Genomic DNA, 24246 nt, shown 5'->3' on the forward strand with positions numbered 1-24246 from the left:
GTCACGGTCGCATCCCGACGCGCTCGCCGTCACGGATCGCGGCGTCCGCGCGGCGTGGCGCGAGGCAGTCGCCGATCCGGTGGGCGGCCACACCGGCATCGCGCAGCGGCGCCCAGAGGGTGTCGGCCGGCGCGGCCGGGACTGCGCACACCACCCAGTCGTACGTCCGCGCGAGCGTGGTCCCGCGGGTGTGCCGGAGGAGTTCGAGACGGACCCGGTCGCCGGCGGTGGTGGCCGACAGGATCGCGAGTTCCTCACTCAGCGTGATGCCGGCGGATCGCGCGCGGCGGTGGAAGAGCTCGCTGTCGAGGGTCGTGCCCAGGTGCTGGGCGACGACGAGAGCGGGCGTCGCGAGCTCCACCCGGCACCCCCGGAGTGCCAGCAACTCGGCCGTCGAGGTCGCCTCGTGGCCGCCGAGCTCGTCGTGCACGAGCACCTCGCCGGACGGCGTCACGCGACCGGAGAGCACCTCCCGGACGTCGACGACGCGGTCGAGTCCGCCCGCCCACGACGGCCGGACGGGCACCGCTCCGGTGGCGAGGACGACGCTGGCGGCGGCCATCGCGGCGATGCCCGCTGCGTCCAGCTCCACGCCGGTGCGGACGTCCACACCGGCCCGTCGACAGGCGTCCTCGAGAGCCGCGACGAGGCCCGCCCACTCCCCGCGGTGGGGCGCCGACGCGGCCCACCGCAGCTGCCCGCCGAGGGCGTCGGAGCGCTCGCAGAGCACCACCGCGTGCCCGTGTTCGGCGGCCGTCGAAGCCGCCTTCAGCCCGGCTGGACCGCCGCCGACGACGAGCACGTGCCGGCGCCGAGCGGGCGCCGGCACCGTGATCGACTCCCGTCCGGCACGCGGGTTCACGGCGCAGCCGAGCCGCTGGTTCCGACCCACCCGGCCCACGCACTCCTGGTTGCACCCGACGCACGGCGTCGTGGGTCCACGGGCCCACGCGGGGTCGGCGATCTGGCCGCGCACGACCCCGACCAGATCGCAGCACCCACCTGACAGCGCCTCCTCGGCCTGGGCGTGGGTGGTGAACCGCCCGATCCCGATCGTCGGGAGCCCGCTCCCGCGGCGGATCGCCGACGCCACCCCCAGCGCGTAGCCGGCCGGGACGGCCATCGGCGCCTCGATCATGTGCAGAGTCGCCGTGGCCACCCCGACCGCGGTGTTGACGTAGGAGACGGTGCCGTCGGCGGCGAGGAGCCGCGCCGTCTCGACGGCCTCGGCGAGCGCGATCCCGCCCGGAATGCCCTCGTCGCCGCAGAGCCGCACACCGAGCGCGCGCCCGCCGATCGCGTCGCGGACCGCCGCAGCGACGTCCCGCACGATCCGCGCGCGGCGCTCGACATCGCCGCCGTAAGCGTCGCTGCGACGGTTGGTGAGCGGGGAGAGGAACTGCCGCAGGATCGACGCGTGCGAGCACTGCAGCTCCACGCCGTCGAACCCGCCCTCGACGCACAACGCGGCCGTGCGCGCGTACCCGTCGACGAGCTCGCCGATCTCCCGGCTCGTCACCTCGACGGGGACCTCGCGGAACAACGGGTCGGCGATCGGCGACGGCGCCCACACGGGCGCGCGCGAGTACCGCCCGCTCGACTGGCCGCCGTTGTGGTTGAGCTGCGCGAGCACCGGCACGTCGTGGGCGTGGACGGCGTCGGTGATCGTCCGGTAGCCGGGGAGCGCGGCCGGGTCGCCGCCGCGGATCAGCTTCTCGTACGGGCGGTCCGACGGCAGCACCGAGTGCTCCTCGGTGATCACCAGCCCGCTGCCGCCTGCGGCCCGCTCGGCGTAGTAGGCGGCGTGCTGGGCCGTCGGCAACCCGTCCTGCGCGGCGAGGGTGAGGTGGGCGGCGAAGACGATGCGGTTGCGCAGCCGCAGGGGGCCGAGGTCGAAGGGGGTGTGCAGCAGGCTCACGGCGGGCCGTCCGGCTTGGCGTGCCGCGGTCCCCGTCGCGCAATCCACGACTCGCCGACGCGAATCCCACGACTCGCCGTCACCAGAACCACGACTCGCGCACGCCGGAACCGCGACTCGCAGGCGCGGGAACCGCGACTCGCGGGGTCATGGGGTGGCTCCGAGAGCGAGGGCGGCGTGGCGGGCTTCGCGGACGGCCTCGTGGACGGTGCGGGGGGCGACGCAGTCGCCGACGCGGAGGAGGTCGGGGCGGGCGCGCCACAGGGCGTCCGCGGGGAGGCGGTGGGCGCAGTCGAGCACCGCGGCGCAGGGCAGCGAGCGGCGCGCGCCCGTCCAGACGTGCTCGAGCCACGCCGTCCCGTCCCGCACCTCGACGAGCCGGGCGAGGCGTTCCCGGGCGACCCCTGCGCGTTCGAGCCGGACCGCGGCACCTGCGGGGTCGGCCAGCTGCGTGCCCACCACGGGATCGGGCGTCACGATGGCGGCGGCGCCGAGGGCGACGGCGAGGTCGCAGCCGGTGCCGTCGCCGACCGGGTCGTGGACGAGGACGGGCCCGGTCGGGCGGGCACCCGCGGATGCCGGCCACACCGGCACGTCGGACGGGAAGCCGGGCGGCGCGTCGCGGCCACCGGTCGCGAGGACGACGGCGCCGTCGAGATCGTCCGGCCCGGCGTCGACGCCGATCCGGACCGTGACGCCGGCCCGCGCCAGCTCGCTCTCCCACCACGCGACGAGCAGGGCGGCGCGCGGGTTGGGCCATGTCCAGAGCGCGCCGCCGAGCCGGTCGGCGCGCTCCACGAGCCGTACGCGATGGCCGCGGAGCCCGAGCACCCGGGCCGTCTCCATGCCGCCGGGCCCACCCCCGACGACGAGCACGTCGCGGGCGACCGGGTCGCGCCCGTGCACCGGGGGGTCGACGGTCTCGTGGCCGGAGCGGGGCTCGGCGTCGTCGGTGACGAGCGGGCTGCGGACGTCGCGCACCTCGGTCCACCGGTTCGACAGCAGAGCGGGCCGGATCCGCTCCGGCTGCCCACTGCGCACGTGCGCGACGAGGTCCGGGTCCGCCATCAGGCTTCTCGTCATCTCGACGAGATCGCACTCGCCCGCGTCGAGCGCCTCCTGGGCCATGGCGGGATCGACGATGCTGCCCTGCAGCACCACGGGCGCGGCGCCGCGGACCTCGGCGCAGAGGGAGCGGTTGAAACCGGGCGGGGTGTGGAAGTCGGGACGGGTCGCGCCGACGGAGAGCCCGCTCCCGCGCACCGGCACCAGGTAGTCGACGGGCAGGTCGCGCGGGACGTCGGCGGGGGTGATCCCGGCCCAGGGCGCCAGCTCGTCGCAGGACAGCCGCAGCCCGAGCACGCCATCGCCGAGCGCGGCGCGGACCGCGTCGAGGACGGCGCGCAGCACGTCCCAGGTCGGCCGCGGGTTCGTCAGCCCGGACGCGAACTGGCGCAGCAGCGCGTGCTGGCCCGCATCGATCTCCACACCGTCCAGTTCCGCGGCGACGGCGAGTCGGGTGGCCGCGGCGAACCCGTCGACGAGCGCGGCGATCTCCTCGTCGCCCATGGCGAGCGGCACCTCGCCGACGACGACGTCGGGGACCGCGGCGGCAGCCCACAGCTCCCGCTGGGTGTACGCGGAGCTGCCCTGGTGGCCGGCGTGGCCCAGTCCGGCGAGCACCAGCGGACCGTGCGGCCGGCACGCTGCCGCGACCGCGCGCCAGCCCGGCACGGCCGAGGTCGCGAGCGGCGCCCGCTCGTAGGGGTGGTCGAGCGGGTGGACGGACGCGGTCTCGGTGACGATCAGGCCGACCCCGCCGGCGGCCCGTGCGGCGTAGTACGCGACGTGCCGTTCGGAGAACGCCCGCCCGTCGCCGAGGTTGGTGACGTGCGGTCCGAACAGCACCCGGCTCGGCGCGACCCGTCCGCCCAGCCGCACGGGTTCGGTGATCAAGGGCAAAAGGTCGTTCCGAATCGAGTCAGGAACGACCTTTTGCCCTTGATCACCGCAAACCCGCGACCGGACTGCTCTCGCACGCCTTGTCCGGCCGCTTGCCGATCTGCAGGAGGACGGGGGCCTTGCCGGAGCGGCCGTTGCGCGGGGCCGAGCGGGAGTGGTCGACGTCCGAACGCGGGATGACCACGCCCTCGCGCGCCGCCAGTGCGTGCTCCCCGTACCCCTGCACGCACTCCGGGTCGGGTCCGTCCAGCGGCAGCCCGGTGAAGAACTTCGCCGCCATGCACCCGCCCTGGCAGGTGTCGTAGTGCATGCACGAGCTGCACGCGCCGCCGGTCTGCGGTTGCCGCAGCTCCTGGAACAGCGCCGACTCCCGCCACACGCCGGCGAAGCCACCGGCGTCGCGGACGTTGCCGGCGAGGAAGTTCTCGTGGATCGCGAACGGGCACGCGTACACGTCGCCGACGGGGTCGATCAGGCAGACGACCCGCCCCGCCCCGCACAGGTTCAGCCCGGGGAGGGCCTCACCGTAGGCGGAGAGGTGGAAGAAGGAGTCGCCGGTCAGGACCTGGTCGCCCTTCGCGACGAGCCAGTCGTACATCTGCCGCTGCTGCGCGGCGGTGGGGTGCAGCTCGTCCCACACGTCCGCGCCGCGGCCGGACGGGCGCAGCCGCGTGATCCGCAACTGGGCGCCGTACTTGTCGGCGATGGCCTTGAACTCGTCGAGCTGGTCGACGTTGTGCCTGGTCATGACCACGGAGATCTTGGGCTGGCCGAACCCGGCGGCAGCGAGGTTCTCCAGCGCCCTGATCGCCATGTCGTACGAGCCGGGGCCGCGGACGTGGTCGTTGACCTCCGCGGTGGCGCCGTCGAGCGAGATCTGGACGTCGACGTAGTCGGTGCGGGCGAGCTGCTTCGACCGCTGCTCGTCCAGCTTGACTCCGTTGGTGGAGAACTTGACGCCCACCTGGTGGTCGATGGCGTAGTCGAGCAGCTCCCAGAAGTCGGGCCGAACCGTCGGCTCGCCGCCGCCGATGTTGACGTAGAAGACCTGCATCCTCTGCAGCTCGTCGACGACGGCCTTGGCCTCCGCGGTGGACAGCTCGCGCGGATCGCGCCGGCCCGACGACGAGAGGCAGTGCGCGCACGTCAGGTTGCAGGCGTAGGTGAGCTCCCACGTGAGGCAGATCGGGGAGTTCAGGCCGTAGTGGAAGTGCTCGACCAGTTTCACGAAGGACGCTCCTCGATCGTGCCGCTGGCCAGGAGGCCGGCCAGTGCGCGGAGGTAGGCGGGGCGCTGCGGTTCGGGCACGCCGGCGGCGGCGATCGCGGAGTGCACGTCGGGGTGGTCCGCGAGCCCGGAGACGACCGTGACCAGCTCGGGCGTCTTCAGGAACGAGAGTTTCCGGGTCGCGAAGTCGTAGACGAGTGCGCCGAACGGCTCGGGGCGCAGCGACACGGACGGGCTGCAGCGATGCGGGAGCCCGGGGTCGAACCCCGGGCTCGCCATCAGTAGACCCCGCACATGCCGTCGATCGAGACCTCCTCGACGAGGGTCTCCTCGACGACGGGTTCCTCCGAGGTGGTGGACTGGGGCTCGTTCTCGGCCATGTTCGCTCCTCGTGGGCGGGTGGGCGTACCAGCCGAGACGTTAATTGGCACCCGGTGCCAAAGACAAGGACGAGCAAGGGGAAGCCATCCATGCGGGCAGTTCTGCTGCACCTGATCACTACCGCCGAGTGGCGCTCGGTGCTGGCCGTTGGGGCAGTGACGCCCCTGCCGGAGGTCGGTTTCGTGCACCTCTCCGCCGTGGACCAGGTTGCGCTGCCGGCCAACCGGCTCTTCGCCGGTAGGAACGACGTCCTCCTGCTCGTGCTCGACCCCGACCGCCTCGGCGTCGAGGTGCGGTGGGAGCCGGGCGTGCCCGGCGACCCGGAGTCCATGCGGTTCCCGCACGCGTACGGGCCGGTGCCGGTCTCGGCCGTCGTCGCCGTCGAGCCCTACCGGCCGGGCGCCGACGGCTTCGCAGAGCCCCGGCTGCCCGAGTTCGACACCGCGACGCGAGCCCTGCGCCTGGAGATGTCGGTGACACGCCGCATGGCGACGACCGAGGTGCCGGTCACCGGCGGGGTGGCGGTGCGCACCCCGGCCGTCGCGGGCTCCCGCCAGCACAACCAGCTGCTGATCGACGGGCCGACCGATGCCGCGACGATCGTCGCGGAGGCCGACCGGGTGCTCGCCGGGTACGACCGCCGCATGGCGACCCTCCTCGGTGCCGGCCAGGCGGGCACGGCGAAGGCCCTCGCCGACCTCGGCTGGGAGGTCGACGAGGTCGCCGTCATGGCCGCGCCCGCGGGCGGGACGCGGGACGCGCGGGTCGAGCTGGTCGACGTCGACGCGCTCCGCCCGTCCTGGGCAGAGAACCGGCGGCGCAGCGTGCCGGGGATCCGGGACGCGGTGATCACCGACCTGGCCGAGCGCTACGTCCTGCAGCAGCAGGTCGTCGACAACCGGTACCTGGCGGTCCGGGACGGCGACCGGGTCCTGGCGTCGGCGCTCCTGTCGGTGGACGGGGCCACGGCGTGGCTGAACGACGTCATGACGGATCCGGCGCACCGCCGGCGGGGGCACGGCGAGGCGCTCCTCGACACCGCGCTCGCGCTGGCCGACGAAGCCGGCTGCGACCTCGTCGGGCTCGGTGCCGTCGCCGACGACTGGCCGCTCACCTGGTACGCGCGCCGCGGCTTCGTCGACGTGGAGCGCTGCTGGTGCGCCACATCGGTCCGGTAGCCGGTATCTGTGCGCGTCCACGCCGCTCCTCATGGTGACGAGACGGGGGGCACATGGAGCGGCGTGCACGAACGGCCACGCCGACTACGGTCTGGGGATCGATGGCCGGGGTCGACGTGTGGGCGGGCAGCGTGGAGCAGAGCGAGGTGGCGGGCACGGTGCTGCGGGCCGCAGCCGGGGACCGGGCCGCGTGGGACGAGATCGTCGCCAGCTTCAGCGGCCTGATCTGGACGATCGCCGTCACCCACCGGCTCGGCCCGGCCGACGCCGCCGAGGTCACGCAGACCACGTGGATGCGCCTGGTCGAGAACCTGGGCACGATCCGCGAGCCGGAGCGGCTCGCCGGATGGATCGCCACGACGGCGCGGCGGGAGAGCCTGCGGCTGCTGCGGCTGCGCGGGCGCGAGGTCGTCACCGGCGAGGAGGCGACGTTCGACGCCGGCGACAGCGACCCGACACCCGAGGAGCACCTGCTCGACCGCGAGCGCGACCGCGTGCTCTGGCGGGCCTTCGCCCGGCTGCCCGAGCGCTGCCGCACGCTGCTGCAGCTCGTCGTCGTGTCGGCGCCCTCCTACGTCGAGGTCGCGGCGGCGCTCGACATGCCCGTCGGCAGCATCGGGCCCACGCGGGCCCGGTGCCTGAAGCGGCTGCGCGTGCTGCTGGACGGCGGAGTGGTCGGATGACCGACGACGAACAGCTGTTCACCGAGCTCGCCGAGCTGCTGCGACCGCGCCTGGAGCCGCCGCCCGAGGTGCTGGACGCGGCCCGGCTCGCGTTCGGGTGGCGCGACGCGGAGCTCGCCCGGCTCGTCGAGGACTCGCTGCTCGAGTCGACCGCCGGGACCCGGGCCGGCGGCACCGGGCCTCGGCTGCTCGCGTTCGAGAGCGGCGAGGTGGTGGTCGAGCTGCAGATCGACGGGCGGCGCGTGGTGGGGCAGGTCGACCCGCCGGCCGAGGTCGAGCTGGAGCTGCGGGCCGGCGCCCCCGACGGACCCGGCGCGCTGTTGGCGACCGGGCGCTCCGACGCCCTGGGCAGGTTCGTCCTGCACGTGCCCGCCGGGGTCCAGCTCGTCACCCTCGGCTGCACCTACCCGGACGGGACAGGTTTCCGCACCTCAGCGGTGCGGTTGTGAGGCTCCGCGCAGCCGGGCGCCGCGGGGGGCGTTGATCAAGGGCAGAATGTCGTGCTGGATCGATCCCGCAACGACCTTTTCCCCTTGATCAACGAACCTGCTCCGGCCGGCCGCCCCGCACGCCGGGCTGGTTCGGTGATCATGGGCAAACCGTCGTTGTGGATCGATTCCGAAACCACGGTTTGCCCATGATCGACGACCGGCCGTACCGCCGGCCCCGGCCGGCCCTCACGTACCGGGCAGCACCGTGACCGCCTGCCCGTAGTACTGCACCGGGTTCCCCGCCGCGATGAGCTGGTCGAAGGCCTGCTTCGGCGTCAGCGAGGGCTGTTCGCGGCAACGGCGGGCGACGGCGCCCGCGATCTGCGGCGCGGCGAAGGAGGTGCCGGTCCAGCCCGCCCACGCGTTGGGTGGGAAGACGTCGCCGGGGTTCTGCACGATCGGCGACTCGGTGCCCTCGACGTACGTGGAGACGACGCCCTCGCCGACCGTCGAGCAGGTGACCCACGGGCCGTGGCTCGACCACGGTGCCGGGGTCCCGGCCGCGGTGAGCGCCGCGACGGCGACGACGTTGTCCGGGAACTCCTGGCTGAACGCGGCCGGGTAGACCGGCCGGTCGTCGGAGCAGTTGCCCGCGGCCGCGACGACGAGCAGGTCGGGCGCGTCGGCGATGGCCTGCGCGAGCGCGGCCCGCAGGATCGGCGGACCCTGGTCGTCGAGGGTCTGGGTGCCGAACGACAGGCTGAGGATCCGCGCGCCGTCGTCGACCGCGGCCTGGATCTGCTGGGCCACGTCGCTCTCCGACCCGATGCCGTCGGAGTCCATGGCGCGGTACATGCGCAGGTCCGCGGCCGGATCGACCTGCTGGACGACACCGATGGCGAACGTGCCGTGCCCGGCGGCGAGGTCGAGGAGGTTGTCTGGCTGCGGGATGGCGTCGAGCGGGTCGTCGTTGGTGGCGGAGTGGATGCCGGCGAGCCAGCCGTCGGAGCGGACCTCGTCGCTGATGCCGGTGTCGATCACGGCCACCGGCGTCGGCACACCGGTGAGGGGCCCGGACGGGAAGGGTCGAGCGCCCGTCGTCGGGTTCGGGCCGCCCTTGCCCTTCATGACGATGCCGAGCGGCGTGATGTGGTCGAACGTGACGGGAGCGCCGTGCCGCTCGATCGCCGCCAGCGCTTCGGGGGCGCGGCCGGTCAGGCGGTCACTGCCGCGCGGCGTGAGCCGGACGACGCCGGTGAGGCGCGAGAGCGGCGACGGTTCGAGGTCGAGCTCCGTGATGAGCCCCTGGACGCGCTCGTCGTCGAGGTGGCGGCGGTCCGCGACGAGCACCCCGGCGACGACCAGCACGTCGAAACCGCCGTTGGGGATCCTCTCGAACGAGACGAGGTCGCCCCGGCGGGCGCGCCGCTGCTGCAAGGTGTCGAGCACGTTGTCGCGGTACGGCTGGTCGGCGCGCAGCCGGGCGAGGTGCCCGGCCTGCCTTTCGACGGCCGCGCGCTCGGCCTGAACGGCGGCAGCCGGCCGCCGGTCGGGGTAGTCGGTGCCGAACACCGCTGGTGCGGCGGGGTGGTCCATCGATCATGCTCCTTTGCCCGTGACGCGGGGTTGGGCAGGATGCCTCTGTGGTCCGCGCATGACTGACGATGTGGATCGGGGCCTGCTGATACAGGCGGAGGCCGCCTATGACCTCGTGCTCGGCGATCCGGCCCGTTACGGCCCGGCCGTCGCGGAGCTGGTGCGGCGGGCCCGCGAGCGGGACGACCGCGAGGCGCTCGTCGTCGCGCTGCGCGCCCAGGCCTGGTTCGAGCGCTCCCGCCTGGCGAACCGCCGGGCACGGGCGCTGCTCGACGAGGCCGTTTCCGCGGCAGCGGACCTGCCGGTGCGGATGGGCGAGGCGCTGGTGACGCGATCGGCGGTCAACCAGGAGCTGGGCCGCATCGACGCGGCTGTGCGCGACCTGGACCGCGCCGCTGGACTGGTCGACGCGGCCGGCCGACCCGATCTGGACCTCAAGCGGGCGTCGCTGCTGCACAACATCGGCCGGCTCGCCGAGGCCGCGGCGGTCTACCGCGGCATCCTGGACTCGACCGCCCCCGCGGACGTGCGGGTCCGTGCCGCGAACAACCTCGGGTTGATCGAGTCCCTGCGCGGCCGGTCCGGGCCGGCGCTCGCGCACCTGGCGGAGGCCACGGCGCTGGCCCCGGCCGTCGGGCCCGCGTTCGTGGCCGTCGTGGCGCACAACCGGGCCCTCGTGCTCGCGCAGTGCGGGCGACTCGCGGAGAGCGTCGAGGTGTTCACGGCTGCCGAGCAGCTGTTCCTGGACGCGGAGCTGCCGCTGGGCGAGCACCTGGGCGAGCACGCCGAGGTGCTGGCGGACCTGCGGCTGCTGCCCGAGGCGCGGGAGCTGTCGCAGCGCGCCGCCGACGAGCTGGAGCACCACGACGTCCCGCTGATGGCGGCCGAGGCCCGCCTGCGGGTGGCGCAGATCGACCTGCTCCGCGACGAGCCCGTCCCGGCCATCGCCTCGGCGGCGCAGGCCCGCGCGCTGTTCCGCGCGCACCGGCGTTCGGCGTGGACGGCGCGGGCCACCGTCGTGATCGCGCAGGCCCGGCTCGCCGCCGGCACGGCCGACCGCACCGACCTCGCCGCCTGCCGGCGCGCCGGCCGCACCCTCACCGAGCAGGGGCACGCGGCGGCGGCCGTCGACGCGCACCTGACCGCGGGACGGGTGGCCGTGGCCGTCGGCTCACCGGCGGTGGCCGAGCGGGCATGGCAGGCGGCACAGGCGGCGGCCCGCCGAGGCCCGGTGCTCGTCCGGTTGAAGGGTGAGCTGGCCGCGGCGCTCGCCGCCCGCCTCGACGGCGACGACGACGGCGTGCTCGGGCGCTCCCGAGCAGGCCTCGGTGATCTCGCGCGACACCGGGACGCGCTCGCGTCGGCCGAGCTGCGGGCGCTCGCCGCCGGGCACGGCGTGGAGCTCGGTGTGCTCGGGCTGGACGTGCTGCTGCGCCGCGGCTCGCCCGCGCAGGTGCTGGAGTGGATGGAGCGGACGCGGGCCGCGTCGCTGCTGCGGGCGCAACCGCCGGCGCCGGACGCCGTCCGCGACGACCGCGCCGCGCTCGCGCTGCTGCAGAGCGAGGTCGCCGAGGCCCGCCGCGCACCGGACGGCCGGCTCGCCGAGCTGACGGCCCGGCAGGCCGAGCTGGAGGCACGGATCCGCCGCGCGACCTGGCAGGTCCGCGGGGCCGGCGCCGGCGCGGGCCGAGTCACGCTCGCGCAGATCCGGGCGCGGCTGGACGGGCGGGTGCTCGTCGCGTACGGGCGCGGCAGCGCCGACCGGCTCGTCGCCGTCGTCGTGGACGGGCGGCGCAGCCGGCTCGTCGACCTCTGCCCGCTCTCCGACGTCCGCGACGAGCGGGATGCCCTGCAGTTCGCGCTGCACCGGCTCGCCCTCGGCGCGCGCCGACCGGCCGCAGCGCGGGCGAGCGCCGAGCACGCGCTGGCCCGGCTGCGCGCGCTGCTCGTCGAGCCGCTGCGGGTACCGGCGGACGGGCCGCTGGTCGTCGTCCCGGTCGGGGAGCTGCACCGGCTGCCGTGGTCGGCGCTGCACGCGGGGCCGGTGAGCGTCGCGCCGTCGGCGAGCACCTGGGTCCGGGCGGTGGACCGGGCCGCGCCGCCGCCGGACGAGGCACCGCTCCTGGTGGCGGGACCGGGCCTGCCGGGCGCGTCGAAGGAGGTGGAGCTGCTGGCCGGTGCGTACGCGCACCCGACCGTCCTCGACGGGGCACAGGCCGGCGTCGACGCGGTCGCGACCGCGCTCGGCACCGCCGCACTCGCGCACCTGGCCTGCCACGGGTTGCTGCGCGCGGACAACCCGGTCTTCTCCGGGCTGCAACTGGCCGACGGGCTGCTGACCGTGCACGAGCTGGACCTGCGCGGCATCGCGCCGCACCGGCTGGTGCTGGCCGCCTGCGACTCCGCCGCCGACGTCAACGTGGCGGGCGACGAGCTGCTCGGGTTCGTCAGTGCACTGCTCGGCCGGGGCACGGCGGGGCTGGTCGCGAGCGTGGTCACGGTGTCCGACGTCGAGTCCGTCGACCTCATGACGGCGCTGCACGCCGGCCTGCGCGGCGGCGCGTCGCTGCCGGCCGCGCTGCACGCCGCGCGGGCCGGACTCGACCGCGACGACCCCGCGCAGTTCGTGAACTGGTGCGCGTTCACCGCCTACGGGGCGGGCTGAGCGCACCGTCCAGGGCCCGCTAGCTTGGCCGCTCACCAGATCGTGGGAGGCGTGGATGGGCGACCGGCTGATCTTCCAGCTCGGCACCAACAACTGGCAGCGCGGCGGGGAGTTCGCCCCCGGATCGGGCATCCTGCACGAGGCGCACCACCGCGCCTACAACGCGTTGCCCGGCGTGCGCTGCTACTCGATGTACCCGTCGAAGCGGCAGCGGTTCAAGGACGAGGACGTGCACGTCTTCGCGCTCGACCACGACATCCCGATCTGCGAGTCGGTGTCGCCGGTGTCGAGCTACCGGTGGCACTCGATGAGCGAGGACGAGGTCGCGGCCTACCGCGCCCGCCTCACGAACGAGGTCGCCACCTGGATGGACGAGATCGAGGAGACGACCGGCGACGCGTTCGGCCTCGCCATCGCCCACCACGCGTTCATGAACACGGTGGTGATGCGGGACGTGATCCGCCGGCGCGTCGCCGCGGGCAAGGCGGCGATGCCGCTGCTGGCGTTCGCGCACGGCACCGAGCTGAAGATGTACGCGAACGAGCGCCGCGGCGACAACCCGGCCGAGTTCCCGATGCGCTTCCTGCCGTTCATGGAGCAGGAGAAGATCTTCGACTTCGCCGACCCCGACCACGGCGTGGACGTCGTGGCGTCGATCTCGGCGGAGCAGATCGACGCGCTCGTCGACACGTTCCCGACGTTCCCGCGCGAGCGCGTGATCCTCTCCCACAACGGTTACAACTCCGACGTCTTCCACCCCGTCGAGAACGCCTACGCCGACCGCGCCGCCGTGCTCGCCGGGTTCTCGACGATGCCGCCGGAGGGCAGCGGGCGCGCGCCCGAGCCCGTCGCGCCGGCGGACGGGTTCGACGCCGTCGTGACGTTCGTCGGCAAGTTCGCCGACTGGAAGCGGCTCGACGCGCTGCTGCGCGCCGCGGCGATCTACGAGCAGCACCCGACGCGGAAGATCCTCACGGTGGTGGCCGGTTCCGGGCCGCTGGAGGACCAGCAGAAGATGCACGACCTGGTCGCCGAGCTGGGCCTCCGGCGCACCTACCTCGTCGGCCCGCGCCCGCAGGACGAGCTGGCGACGCTGTTCAGCGTCGCCGACGTGGGCTGCTTCCCGTCCTACCGGGAGCCGTTCGGCCTGGTGTTCATCGAGTGCATGGCGTGCGGCACGCCCGTGATCGGGGCCGACTCGGGCGGCCCGCGCGACTTCGTCACCGCCGAGGTCGGCACGCTCGTGCCGGAGACCGACGACCGGGCCGAGCTGGCCGCGTCCCTGGCGGCGGCGGTCACGCAGGCCGTCGACGAGGACTGGAAGACCACGAAGGGCAAGGTCGCGCAGCGGTACGCGCGCGAGCGGTTCAGCGTGGTGGGCCAGGTGTCGGAGCTGCTGGCCGAGGTGGACCGGCTCACGAGCGGCTGAACCCCGACGTCACACACCCAGTGCGGTCGTCACACATGTTGCGACGTGTGTGACGACCGCACTTGCTGTGTGACGTCCGCGGGGCCCCTTCCGCAGGGCCGCGGTGCGGCGTACTGTCCGGCGTGACCAGATGAGCAGATCTGGTCATGGAGGTCAGTTTCGTTGTCTGACGTGCTGGGCGAGCGGATCCTGTCCGCCGCCGCCGACGAGCTGGTGCGCTACGGCTACGCGAAGACCACGCTCGACGCCGTCGCGCGGGCCGCCGGCGTCGCCAAGGGCACGCTGTACCTGCGCTGGCGCACCCGCGAGGACCTGTTCGTCGCGGTGCTGCGCCGGGAGCGGGCGGCCATGCAGGCCGAGATCCTCGCCGAGCTGGGCGACGAGCCGGCCGATCTGCGCGCGCTGCTGGTCGCGCAGGTGCGGGCGAGCTGCCGGCGCAACCTCATGTCCGCGCTGATGCTGCGGGACGCCGACGTGCTCGGCGGGCTGGCCCGCGCCGCGGAGGAACGCGGCCTGGCCACGTCAGGATTCGTCGGCTACCTGGTGGCGCTGCGCGAGCAGAAGCTGATCGACACCGAGCGCACCCTCGCCGAGCAGGCCACCGTGGTCAGCTCGATGTTCATCGGCTACTTCACCAGCGCGCCGATGATCCCGTCGTCGCTGCAGGTCGACGGGTGCGCCGCCGAGCTCGTCGCCGAGACGATCCACCGCATGCTCGTCCGACCCGAGCCGCTCACCCCCGCCGAACAGGCCGCGATGGACGCCACGACCCGGGCCTACGCCACCTTCGATGAGGAGCACCCGTGATCACCCTGCCGCTCGCCGACCCGTCGGCCGACCTGGCCACCACCGGCGGCAAGGGCAGCTCCCTGGCCACCCTGGTGCGGGCCGGGCTGCCGGTGCCGCCGGGCTTCCACGTCACGACCGCGGCCTACCGCGCCTACGTCGCCGCGCACCACCTGCAGGAGAAGATCCTCGCGGCCGACGAGCAGGGCGTCGCCGAGCTGTTCGCGGCCCACCCCGTGCCGGAGGAGGTCGCCGGGCCGATCCGCGAGGCGTACGCGCGGCTGGGTGCCCCGGCGGTCGCCGTCCGCTCGTCGGCCACCGCCGAGGACCTGCCGGACGCCTCGTTCGCCGGCCAGCAGGACACCTTCCTCGACGTGCACGGGGCCGACGCCGTCCTCGACGCGGTGCGCCGCTGCTGGGCGTCGCTGTGGACCGATCGCGCCGTCGCCTACCGGAAGCGGGAAGGGATCGACCCGGCCGACGTGGCCCTCGCCGTCGTCGTCCAGGAACTGGTGGACGCCGACGCGGCGGGGGTGCTCTTCACCGCCGAACCGGTCTCCGGCGCGCCCAATCGGATGGTCGTCAACGCGACGTGGGGGCTCGGGGAGTCGCTGGTCAGCGGGGCCGTCACGCCCGACGAGCTGGTGCTGGACGCCGAGACGGGCGCGGTGCTGGAGCGGCGCACCGGAGACAAGGCGTCGATGACGGTGCGCACCGACGGCCCGCCGCACGAGGTGCCCGTGCCGGCCGACCGCCGCACCGCCGACGTGCTCGACGACGCGGCCGCGGCCGAGCTGGCCGGGCTCGGCCGGCGCATCGCCGCGCACTACGGCCGCCCGATGGACGTGGAGTGGACGCGGGCGCGCGGGGCGTTCGCGATCGTGCAGGCCCGCCCGATCACCGGTCTCCGCGACATCTGGAACGACACGCTCGCCGTCGACCACCTGTGGACGAACACGAACCTCGGCGAGGCCGTCCCGGACGTGATGACGCCGCTCACGTGGTCGCTGATGCAGATCTTCATGGACCACGCCATGGCGACCGCGTCGTTGCCGAGCGCGCGCGGCTACGGCGTCATCGGCGGGCGGTTCTACCTCGACCTCAGCCTCACCGCCACGCTCGCCGGGATGGTCGGGATCTCGGAGAAGCGGTTCCGCTCGCTCACCGAGTCGACGTTCGGCCGGTTGCCCGCCGACGTCACGATCCCGCCGGTGCAGCTGCCGCGCGGGCGGATGCTGCGCGAGCTGCTGCCGCGGGCGTGGCGCACGATCCGCGTGGTGCGCCCGGCGATGCGCCGGCTGCCCGCGCTCGTCGCCACCAACCCGGCGCGGTGCGCCGACCTCGTCCAGCGCATCGGCACCGCCGACGCCGGCGAGCTCGCCACCATCTGGACGGCAGAGCTGCGGCCGCTGCTCGTCGAGGTCTCCGACGCCCTGTCCGCGGCCGGCCGCAGCGACCCGGTCGCGCTGCTCACCGTGCAGAAGCGGCTCGTGAAGCTGGTCGGCGAAGCCGACGCCACCGCGCTCACCACCGGCCTCACCGTCGACGGCGACGTGCTCGCGAGCCTCGGCCCGCTCGTCGGGCTCGCGCTCGTGGAGCGCGGCGAGATCGACGCGACCGAGTACAACCGGCGGTACGGGCACCGCAGCCCGCACGAGTTCGAGGTGTCCCTGCCCCGGCCCGCCGACCGGCCGGGCTGGGTCGACGAGCAGATCGCCGCCCTGCGCGCCGCCGGGCGCGACCCGTTGACGCTCCTCGAACAGCAGGAGGAGGCCAACCGGATGGCCTGGGCGCGGCTGATCCGGGACCACCCGCGGCAGGTCAGGCGCACCCGCAAGCGGGTGGAGCGTTGGGCACGGGCCGAACGGGCGCGCGAGCAGGCACGGTCGGAGGTGATCCGGGTGTTCGGCGTGCTGCGCGCGTTCGCGCTCCGCGCCGAGGAGCTCACCGGCCTCGGCGACGAGGTCTTCATGCTGACCGTCGACGAGATCGCCGCCGTGCTCGGCGGGGCCACCGTCCCGGAGACCACCTCGCGCCGGGCCGCCTACGAGCGCTACCGCGCGCTGCCGCCGTACCCGTCGATCATCCGCGGGCGGTTCGACCCGTTCGCGTGGGCCGCCGACCCGCACCGCCGTGGCGACGTGTTCTCCGCCGGCGCGAGCGCTCGCGAGACAACGGGCGACGTCACCGGGTTCCCCGGCGCTGCCGGGGTCGTCGAAGGTGTCGCACGGGTCCTGACGTCGGTGGACGAGGGCGGGGCGCTGCAGCCGGGCGAGATCCTCGTGACCACCGTGACCAACATCGGGTGGACGCCGCTCTTCCCGCGCGCCGCCGCAGTCGTCACCGACGTGGGGGCGCCGCTCTCGCACGCCGCGATCGTCGCCAGGGAGCTGGGCATTCCCGCCGTCGTGGGCTGCGGCGACGCGACCACCCGGCTCCGCACGGGCGACCGGCTGCGGGTGGACGGCACGCGCGGGACAGTCGAAGTGCTCGCCTGAGCGGTGGTGGCGGCCGGCCCGGGTGGGGTTGATCAGACTCTGTCGGCCAATTCCGCGGCGCCGGCCGGACGTCATTGATCATGGGCAAAACGTCGCTCCACAAGATCGAACTACGACATTTTGCCCATGATCAACACGTGAGCACCGGCCCGCCATCCCGTCGCGCAGAGACCGGCGCGTGTCAGCGCTTCGGCCACCCGCACGACGCGGACGGGACGGAGTCGGTGAGGCCCCGCGCAGAAAGCGACAGGATCTGATCATGGGCAAAACGTCGTACATGAAGATCAACTAGCGACGTTCTGCCCATGATCAACGAGACACCCCCGCCCCACGCCCGCAGGGCTGTCCGGTTCGGGTGTTTACCCTGGTACCCGTGAACGTCGAGGTGACCCCGCTGCCCGGCATCGGTGTGCGCAAGGACTTCGCGATCCGGGGAGGCCGCCGGCTCGGCGTCGTGAGCCACCGCGACGGCAAGATCGAGCTGATCATCTCGAAGGCCGACGACCCCGACGCGTGCCAGGCCGAGATCCCGCTGACCACCGACGAGGCGAGCGCACTGGCCAACCTGTTGGGCGCGCCGCAGCTGGTGCAGCAGCTGTCGCGCGAGCACGCCGACCTGCCCGGCATCGAGACCCGCGGGCTGCCGCTCGGCACCGGCTCGCCCTACGACGGGCGCACGCTGGGCGACACGGCGCTGCGCACCCGCACGTCCGTGTCCGTGGTGGCGGTGATGCGGGCGGGCCAGGTCCACCCGTCGCCGACGCCGGACTTCACTCTGACCGCCGGCGACATCCTGGTCACCGTCGGCACGACGGAGGGGCTCGACGCTGCGGTCAAGATCCTCGAAAGGGGCTAACCCCGCGTGGATCACACCGCACTCGAGCTGATCGAGCTCGGCGCCGTCTTCTTCGGGCTGGGCCTCCTGGGTCGGCTCGCGGGCCGCATCGGGCTCTCCCCGATCCCCCTGTACCTGCTCGGCGGGCTCGCCTTCGGCGCCGGCGGCATCGTTCCGCTGACGGGCATCGAGGACTTCACGACGCTGGCCGGCGAGGTCGGCGTGGTGTTGCTGCTGCTCCTGCTGGGCCTGGAGTACACGGCGTCCGAGCTGGTCACCGGCCTGCGCCGGTCGTGGACGGCGGGTGTGCTCGACGTCGTGCTGAACGCGGCGCCCGGCGTCGCGGTGGCGCTGATCCTCGGCTGGGGACTGGTCGGCGCGCTCGTGATGGGCGGCGTCACGGCGATCTCGTCGTCGGGGATCATCGCGAAGGTGCTCGGCGACCTGGGTCGCCTCGGCAACCGGGAGACCCCGGTGGTGCTGTCGATCCTCGTGCTCGAGGACCTCGCGATGGCCGTCTACCTGCCGATCCTGACGGCGGTGCTAGTCGGGGTGAGCCTGGTGGGCGGGCTGTCGGCGGTCGGGATCTCGCTCGGTGTGGTCGTGGTCGTGCTGGTCGTGGCGCTGCGCTACGGGCGGGTGGTGTCGACGATCGTGGACTCCCCCGACCGCGAGGTGTTCCTGCTGAAGGTGCTGGGCGCGGCGCTGCTGGTCGCCGGGTTCGCGTCGGCGATGCAGGTGTCGGCGGCCGTGGGCGCGTTCCTGCTCGGCATCGCGATCTCCGGCTCGACGGCCGAGAACGCGACCCGGCTCCTGGAACCGTTGCGCGACCTGTTCGCCGCGGTGTTCTTCGTGGTGTTCGGGCTGCACACCCACCCGGCGTCGATCCCGCCGGTACTCGGCTGGGCGGTCCTGCTCGCGGCGGCCGGCGTGCTCACCAAGCTGGTGACGGGCTGGTGGGCGGCGTGGCGGCAGGGCATCGGCCGGCTCGGCCGGGCGCGCGCCGGGGCGGCGCTGGTGGCGCGCGGCGAGTTCTCGATCGTGATCGCCGGCCTCGCCGTCACCAGCAACGCCGTCACCGGCGAGCTGGCCGCCCTCGCCACCACCTACGTGCTGATCATGGCCGTGCTGGGGCCGATCGCGGCGCGCGTCGTCGAGCCGATGGTCCGGACGGTCGGCGCGTGGGCGGGGCGCCGCAGCGCCCCGGCCACGAGTCAGTAGGTCATACGAGCTGCGGGATGCCGCAGACCGTGCAGTAGGCCGCGCCGGGCAGTCGCGCGGCAGCGCAGCGCGGGCAGCCCGGCGGAGCGTCGCCGCGTCCGCTCATGCGGGCGATCAGCGCACCGAGGAGCAGGAGCACCACCAGCGCGGCGCACACGACGAGCACCCAGAACATGACGGGTGTGAGCCCGAACGGCAGCTCCGGCCCAGGTGGTGGCTCGGCGATCTCGCCGTAGCGTTCACGGGCCTCGAACGCGGCGAGCCGAAGCTGCTTGGCCTGCGGGTGGGTGGGCGCCACGGCCAGCAACCGGTCGAGCTCGGCGACAGCGGCGGTGTACCGACCAGCGGCGTAGTCGTCGAACGCCGTCGCGAACATCGTGTCGACGCGCCCCGACTCCGCCGCGACCCTGCGCTCGGTCAGGAACCCGGCGAGCGTGCTGGCCGGCGCCAGGAAGTTGATCGCCGCCGTCTCGCCGGCCGGTCCCCAGCTGTTGATCCCGACGACGCGGCCCTGCATGTCGACGGTGGGTCCGCCGCTCATCCCGTGCGCCATCGCCGAGCTCGTCTCGTAGAACGGCAGGCCGTCCTTGGTCTTCTTCGAGCTGATCCGGCCGTCCTTGTTCGACGGCTCCAGCGACGCGTCGACGAGCTGGTCCGCGCTCCCGGGGAAGCCGACGGACAGCACGTCCTCCCCGATGGCGACGTCGGCGTCGGCAGCGAGCGGCAGCGTCGGCAGGTCCGTGACGTCGATCTTCAGCAACGCCACGTCGCCCTCGGAGATCGGGCGCGAGCCCAGTACCTGCGCCGGGTAGCGGCGCGGCGCCGAGCCGTCGGAGCCGATGAACACCGCGACCTGCACAGTGGGTTCGCTGCCCGGCGTGGCGCCGCGCACGGTCCACGTGCGCGCCTCGGCGAGCACGGCGTCCGTGGTGAGCTTCGGGTCGGCGGCCATGGCCTGCCGCACGACCTGGTCGAGCAGCATGCCGCCGATCCCGCCCAGGTCGCGCAGGTCGACGCAGTGCCCGGCGGTGGCGACGTAGCCGGCCGGGTTGATGCCGAAGCCGGTGCAGCTGCCGCCGCCCTCGAACGGCTTCCCGCCGTTGAACGCCTTGCCCTTCCCGTCGACGACGACCGCGGAGTACGCCATCGCGAGCCGCACCACCGCCGGCCGGGTGAGGGTGGCCGCCCGCTCGACCGCGCTGATCGGCGGGCGCTCGACGGCTGCCTGCGCGGCGCCGGCACCGAGGAAGGTGGTGGCCAGGACGGCGAGTGCCGCCGCGCCGCCCAGCACCCGCCGGCTCACGGCGCACCCCGGTGCTGCGGACGCCCGCACGCCGGGCAGAACGCCGCGCCTGGCGGGACGGGGGCCGGGCAGTGCCGGCACGTGAACGGGGACGGGAGCGTCGCCGTGGCCATGGGAGCCGGCGCACGCATCGTCGGGCCCGGGGCCCAGCGCGGGTCGAGCGGCTGCGGGTACCGTGGCGGGTAGGGCACTCCGACGCGGGCGACCGGCGGCAGGTCCGGCGCTCCCCGCCACGGCTGCTCGACGGCACGCCGCCGACGCCGCCGACGCACCGCTGCGATCACCAGTGCGAGCACGATCAGCAGCACCAGCCCGGCGGCACCGGCGAGCACCCAGAACAGCAGCGGCTCCAGCCCGAGGATGCGGGCCGGTGCCGGCGCGGCCGGCAGTGGGTCGCCGTACTTCGCCCGCGCGGCCAGCGCGGCGGTCCGCAGCTGCTCGGCCTGCGCCTGCCCGGGGGAGACGGCCAGGAGCTGGTCGAAGTCGGCGATCGCGGCGGTGAAGCGCCCGGCGTAGTAGTCGTCGACGCCCCGCCGGAACATGTCGTCGACCCGTCCCGACGCGGCCTTCTCGCCCTTCGCCGCGACCAGGCTCGCGAGGGTGTCCGACGTCGCCATGAAGTTGATCGCCGAGGTCTCCCCCACCGGGTTCCAGCTGTTGATGCCGACGACCCGGCCCTGCATGTCGACGACCGGACCGCCGCTCATGCCGTGCGCGAGCGCCGCGCTCATCTCGTAGAATGGCACGCCCTTCACGGTCTTCTTCGAGCTGATCCGGCCGTCCTTGTTGGACGGCTCCAATGACGTGTCGGTGGTGGTGTCGGCGCTGCCCGGGAAGCCGACGGCCAGCACGTCGCTCCCGATGCGGACGTCGGCGTCAGCGGCGAGCGGGAGGGTCGGCAGGTCCTTGACGTCGATCTTGAGCAGGGCGGCGTCGCCCTCCGCCGCTGGGCGGTACCCGACGATGGTGGCCGGGCTGGTCACCGGCGCCCGCCCGCCGTCCAGCGAACCGACGGTGACCTTCGCCGTCAGCTCGAGCGGGCTCCCCGGCACCGGGCCGCTCAGCTTCCAGTTCTGCACGGCGAACTTGTAGACGTCGGCCAGCGACTTCGACGGATCCGCGGCGACCACCTGCCGGGCCACCGTCTCGATGGCCGAGCCCAGCAGCCCGTCGGGCGTGGTGGTGTCGACGCAGTGTCCCGCGGTGGCGACGAGCCCGTCCGGGTTGATCCCGAACCCGGTGCACGTGCCGCCGTACTCGGGGTCGACGACGGGGCTGGTCAGCAGCGTTCCGGTGGGGTCCTCGATGCGCAGCGGCACCTTCATCGAGACCCGCACGATCGCGGGCCGGACGAGCGTGGCCGTCCGCTCGACGGCGGTCACCGGCGGCGGCCCGCCCGCGACCGGCTCCGCATGGGCGATCCCGCCCCCGAGCACCGGGCCGGCCAGGAGCGCGAGGCTCACGGCTCCGGCCCATCGCGAACGCCCCATGGCGCACTCCTCCCCCGCTCCCGGCCGGGGCTGTCCCGGCGCATCAGCGGAAGGGTCCCCTCAGAAGCCCTGTTCGCGGGATCGTCGGGACGGCCAGCGTCGAGCGGCGGGCACGCAGGAAACTGTCACCACGTGGCCATTGCGGGACGGGGTCAGTTCGTGCTGGTCAGGGCGGCGTTGTAGAGCTCGCGCTTGGACACCCCGGCTGCCTCGGCGACGGCCGCGACCGCGTCCTTGAGCCGCTCGCCGCCGGCCACGCGGTCCGCCACCTCGCCGACGAGCTCCTCCGGCGTCGGCGCGTCCGGGGCGGCACCGGCGAGCACGACCGTGATCTCGCCGCGGACCTGCTCGGCGGCCGACCAGTCGGCGAGCTCGGCGAGCGGGCCGCGGCGGATCTCCTCGTGGGTCTTGGTGAGCTCGCGGCACACGGCCCCGGACCGTTCCGCGCCCAGCACGTCGACGGCGGCGGCGAGGGTCTCGGCGAGACGGTGCGGCGACTCGAAGAACACCACCGCCCGCCGCTCGGTGCGCAGCGTCTCCAGCCAGCGGCGGCGCTCGCCGGCCCGGCGCGGCGCGAACCCGTCGAAGCAGAAGCGGTCGCACGGCAGGCCCGACACCACCAGTGCCGTCGTCACCGCGGACGGGCCGGGCAGGCACGTGACGGGCAGGTCGGCGGCCGCCGCGGCGGCGACGATCCGGTAGCCCGGGTCCGAGACGACGGGCATGCCGGCGTCGGTGACCACGACGACGGTGCGCCCGGCCCGCACCTCGTCCAGCAGCCCAGGCAGCCGCGCGGCCTCCACGGCGTCGTAGTGGCTGATGATCCGTCCGACCACGCTGACCTGCAGCGACGATGCGAGGTTGCGCAGCCGTCGGGTGTCCTCGGCGGCGATCACGTCGGCGGTGGCGAGCGCGTCGCGCAGCCGCGGCGACGCGTCGCCGGGGTTGCCGAGCGGGGTCGCGGCGAGGACGAGCCGACCGGTTGCCGCCTCGGGGTTCATGGCGCCACCCTACGATCGGGGTCGTGGTCCTCCGCAGCGCCGGCAGTGCCCGCGCGGCCCAGCCGTCGCGGCCGGCCGAGGAGACGCCGGAGGAGGGCCTGCCCGCCGTCGGTGGCGCGCCGGCGCTGCAGCACCGCGCGGAGGACACGTTCGCGCTGATCGGCCGGCCGCCGGCCACGGACCGGCTGCGCGGCTGGGTCGTCACGGCCGCGCTCACGGCCCTCGCGGCGCTGGTGCGGTTCACCGGCCTGGGCCGGATCACCGAGGACGGCGGCACGCCCGTCTTCGACGAGAAGCACTACGTGCCGCAGGCCTGGCAGATGCTGCGCAACGGCGGCTTCGAGGACAACCCGGGCTACTGGCTGGTGGTGCACCCGCCGCTGGGCAAGCAGCTGATCGCGATCGGCGAGGCGCTGTTCGGCTACGACGGGTTCGGCTGGCGCTTCAGCGCCGCGGCCGCCGGCGTGCTGACGGTGTTCCTGGTGATCCGGGCGGCGCGCCGGCTCACCAGGTCGACGTTGTTCGGCGCGCTCGCCGGCGTGCTGCTGATCTGCGACGGGCTGTCGCAGGTGCAGTCGCGGATGGGCATGCTCGACGCGTTCTCGGCGGTGTTCGTGGTGGCCGCGTTCGCGACGCTGCTCGTCGACCGGGACGACGTGCGGGCCCGGATGGCCCGGGTCGTGGCGGAGGGCCGCGCCGGCGACGACGACTACGGCCCCCGGCTGGGCGTGCGCTGGTGGCGGCTGGCCACCGGCGTGCTGCTCGGGCTGGGCTGCGCGGTGAAGTGGTCCGGCGTGTACTGGCTGCTGGCGTTCGCGGTGCTGATGCTGGTGTGGGACGCCACCGCGCGCCGCTCGGCCGGGGTGCTGCGGCCGTGGGCGGGGACCCTGCGTCGCGACGTGCTGCCGGCGGTGTGGGCGTTCGGCGTGGTGGCCGCGGTGGCCTACCTCGCGACGTGGGCCCCCTGGTTCGGCAGCGAGACCGGCTACGACCGCTACGCCGTCGAGAACGACGGGTTGCGACCCTGGCCGCTGGTGCCCGAGGCGCTGCAGGGGATGTTCACCTACGCCGAGCGCGTCCTGCAGTTCCACGAGAGCCTCACCACGCAGGCCCAGGGCGCGCACCCGTGGGAGTCGAAGCCGTGGACGTGGCCGATGGGGCTGCGGCCGATGCTCTACCACTTCGAGTCGGGTCCGCAGATCGTCGGCTGCGGCACCGACGACTGCATCAGCTCCGTGATGCTGATCGGCACGCCCGCCCTGTGGTGGCCGGCGCCGGCGGTGCTGCTGTTCGGGCTGTGGCGGGCGATCACCCGCATGGACTGGCGCTGGTCGGCCGTCCTCGTCGGCTACGGCGCCGGGATCCTGCCGTGGTTCGTCAACGTCGACCGGCAGATGTACTTCTTCTACATGACCCCGGTCGCGCCGTTCCTGGCGCTGGCCACCGTGCTCGCCATGGCCGAGGTGCTCGGTCGGCGCGGGATGACCCGGGAGCGCCGCCAGACCGGGCTCGTCGTCGTCGGCCTCTGGGTCGGTGCGGTGGTGGCGAACTTCCTGTGGCTGTGGCCGATCCTCGTGGGCGCGCCGATCACGCAGGAGATGTGGGAGATGCAGCTCTGGCTGCCGTCCTGGCGGCAGTGACC

Annotated in this window: 19 protein-coding genes; 10 read left to right on the forward strand and 9 right to left on the reverse strand. The window is 74.3% G+C overall.

Features of this window, described 5'->3' with window-relative positions; genetic code table 11:
- Window position 1: 1 nt before the first annotated feature.
- The 5 genes from ACQEVB_RS04275 to mftA form a co-directional block, all read right to left on the reverse strand.
- Window positions 2-1918 (reverse strand): mycofactocin system FadH/OYE family oxidoreductase 2, encoded by a 1917-nt coding sequence (locus tag ACQEVB_RS04275; RefSeq protein ID WP_432965262.1) that lies wholly within the window; start codon window positions 1916-1918, stop codon window positions 2-4.
- A gap of 147 nt (window positions 1919-2065) precedes the next feature.
- Window positions 2066-3874 (reverse strand): mycofactocin system FadH/OYE family oxidoreductase 1, encoded by a 1809-nt coding sequence (locus ACQEVB_RS04280; protein WP_432965265.1) that lies wholly within the window; start codon window positions 3872-3874, stop codon window positions 2066-2068.
- A gap of 49 nt (window positions 3875-3923) precedes the next feature.
- Window positions 3924-5108, reverse strand: coding sequence for a mycofactocin radical SAM maturase (gene mftC, locus ACQEVB_RS04285; RefSeq protein WP_432965268.1), 1185 nt, complete (start codon window positions 5106-5108; stop codon window positions 3924-3926).
- Entirely contained in the window at window positions 5105-5386 is a 282-nt protein-coding gene (gene mftB, locus ACQEVB_RS04290; protein ID WP_432965271.1) for a mycofactocin biosynthesis chaperone MftB, read from the reverse strand. Before mftB ends, mftC begins: the two co-directional genes overlap by 4 nt.
- On the reverse strand, window positions 5386-5487 hold the full coding sequence (mftA, locus tag ACQEVB_RS04295; protein ID WP_432965274.1) for a mycofactocin precursor MftA: 102 nt from the start codon (window positions 5485-5487) through the stop codon (window positions 5386-5388). Before mftA ends, mftB begins: the two co-directional genes overlap by 1 nt.
- 90 nt (window positions 5488-5577) lie before the next feature.
- Between mftA and ACQEVB_RS04300 the strand changes: the two genes are divergently transcribed.
- From ACQEVB_RS04300 to ACQEVB_RS04310, 3 genes are all read left to right on the forward strand, one after another.
- Entirely contained in the window at window positions 5578-6666 is a 1089-nt protein-coding gene (locus ACQEVB_RS04300) for a GNAT family N-acetyltransferase (protein WP_432965277.1), read from the forward strand.
- Between the two features lie 101 nt (window positions 6667-6767).
- A complete protein-coding gene (locus ACQEVB_RS04305) occupies window positions 6768-7349 on the forward strand; it encodes an RNA polymerase sigma factor (RefSeq protein WP_432965280.1) in 582 nt (193 codons plus the stop codon).
- The gene (locus ACQEVB_RS04310) at window positions 7346-7798 is read left to right on the forward strand and encodes a hypothetical protein (protein WP_432965283.1); all 453 of its coding nucleotides are present in this window, start codon (window positions 7346-7348) and stop codon (window positions 7796-7798) included. Before ACQEVB_RS04305 ends, ACQEVB_RS04310 begins: the two co-directional genes overlap by 4 nt.
- A gap of 228 nt (window positions 7799-8026) precedes the next feature.
- On the opposite strand, the gene ACQEVB_RS04315 is transcribed toward ACQEVB_RS04310, so the two are convergent.
- Complete coding sequence (locus tag ACQEVB_RS04315) at window positions 8027-9376, reverse strand: S8 family peptidase (RefSeq protein WP_432965286.1); 1350 nt, start codon at window positions 9374-9376, stop codon at window positions 8027-8029.
- A 58-nt stretch (window positions 9377-9434) separates the two neighbouring features.
- Between ACQEVB_RS04315 and ACQEVB_RS04320 the strand changes: the two genes are divergently transcribed.
- The 6 genes from ACQEVB_RS04320 to ACQEVB_RS04345 all read left to right on the forward strand — a co-directional run bounded on the left by ACQEVB_RS04320 (window position 9435) and on the right by ACQEVB_RS04345 (window position 18810).
- The gene (locus ACQEVB_RS04320) at window positions 9435-12041 is read left to right on the forward strand and encodes a CHAT domain-containing protein (RefSeq protein ID WP_432965289.1); all 2607 of its coding nucleotides are present in this window, start codon (window positions 9435-9437) and stop codon (window positions 12039-12041) included.
- Between the two features lie 55 nt (window positions 12042-12096).
- Window positions 12097-13470, forward strand: a complete 1374-nt coding sequence (locus tag ACQEVB_RS04325) for a glycosyltransferase (protein WP_432965292.1) — start codon at window positions 12097-12099, stop codon at window positions 13468-13470.
- 171 nt (window positions 13471-13641) lie between these two features.
- Window positions 13642-14277, forward strand: coding sequence for a TetR/AcrR family transcriptional regulator (locus tag ACQEVB_RS04330; RefSeq protein ID WP_432980137.1), 636 nt, complete (start codon window positions 13642-13644; stop codon window positions 14275-14277).
- Window positions 14274-16754, forward strand: coding sequence for a PEP/pyruvate-binding domain-containing protein (locus ACQEVB_RS04335; RefSeq protein WP_432965295.1), 2481 nt, complete (start codon window positions 14274-14276; stop codon window positions 16752-16754). The genes ACQEVB_RS04330 and ACQEVB_RS04335 overlap by 4 nt, the downstream gene beginning before the upstream one ends.
- 373 nt (window positions 16755-17127) lie before the next feature.
- Window positions 17128-17610: a cation:proton antiporter regulatory subunit gene (locus ACQEVB_RS04340; RefSeq protein ID WP_432965298.1), complete on the forward strand. Its 483-nt coding sequence runs from the start codon at window positions 17128-17130 to the stop codon at window positions 17608-17610.
- A 6-nt stretch (window positions 17611-17616) separates the two neighbouring features.
- On the forward strand, window positions 17617-18810 hold the full coding sequence (locus ACQEVB_RS04345) for a cation:proton antiporter (RefSeq protein WP_432965301.1): 1194 nt from the start codon (window positions 17617-17619) through the stop codon (window positions 18808-18810).
- Between the two features lies 1 nt (window position 18811).
- On the opposite strand, the gene ACQEVB_RS04350 is transcribed toward ACQEVB_RS04345, so the two are convergent.
- The 3 genes from ACQEVB_RS04350 to rsmI all read right to left on the reverse strand — a co-directional run bounded on the left by ACQEVB_RS04350 (window position 18812) and on the right by rsmI (window position 22604).
- Entirely contained in the window at window positions 18812-20113 is a 1302-nt protein-coding gene (locus ACQEVB_RS04350; protein WP_432965304.1) for a trypsin-like peptidase domain-containing protein, read from the reverse strand.
- Window positions 20110-21603, reverse strand: a complete 1494-nt coding sequence (locus tag ACQEVB_RS04355) for a trypsin-like peptidase domain-containing protein (protein ID WP_432965307.1) — start codon at window positions 21601-21603, stop codon at window positions 20110-20112. The genes ACQEVB_RS04350 and ACQEVB_RS04355 overlap by 4 nt, the downstream gene beginning before the upstream one ends.
- Window positions 21604-21755: 152 nt before the next feature.
- The gene (rsmI, locus tag ACQEVB_RS04360; RefSeq protein WP_432965310.1) at window positions 21756-22604 is read right to left on the reverse strand and encodes a 16S rRNA (cytidine(1402)-2'-O)-methyltransferase; all 849 of its coding nucleotides are present in this window, start codon (window positions 22602-22604) and stop codon (window positions 21756-21758) included.
- Between the two features lie 98 nt (window positions 22605-22702).
- On the opposite strand from rsmI, the gene ACQEVB_RS04365 reads away from it, so the two are divergent.
- Window positions 22703-24244, forward strand: coding sequence for a dolichyl-phosphate-mannose--protein mannosyltransferase (locus ACQEVB_RS04365; protein ID WP_432980140.1), 1542 nt, complete (start codon window positions 22703-22705; stop codon window positions 24242-24244).
- Window positions 24245-24246 lie beyond the last annotated feature (2 nt).

Source organism: Pseudonocardia sp. CA-107938 (genome assembly GCF_050936315.1).
Lineage (GTDB): Bacteria > Actinomycetota > Actinomycetes > Mycobacteriales > Pseudonocardiaceae > Pseudonocardia.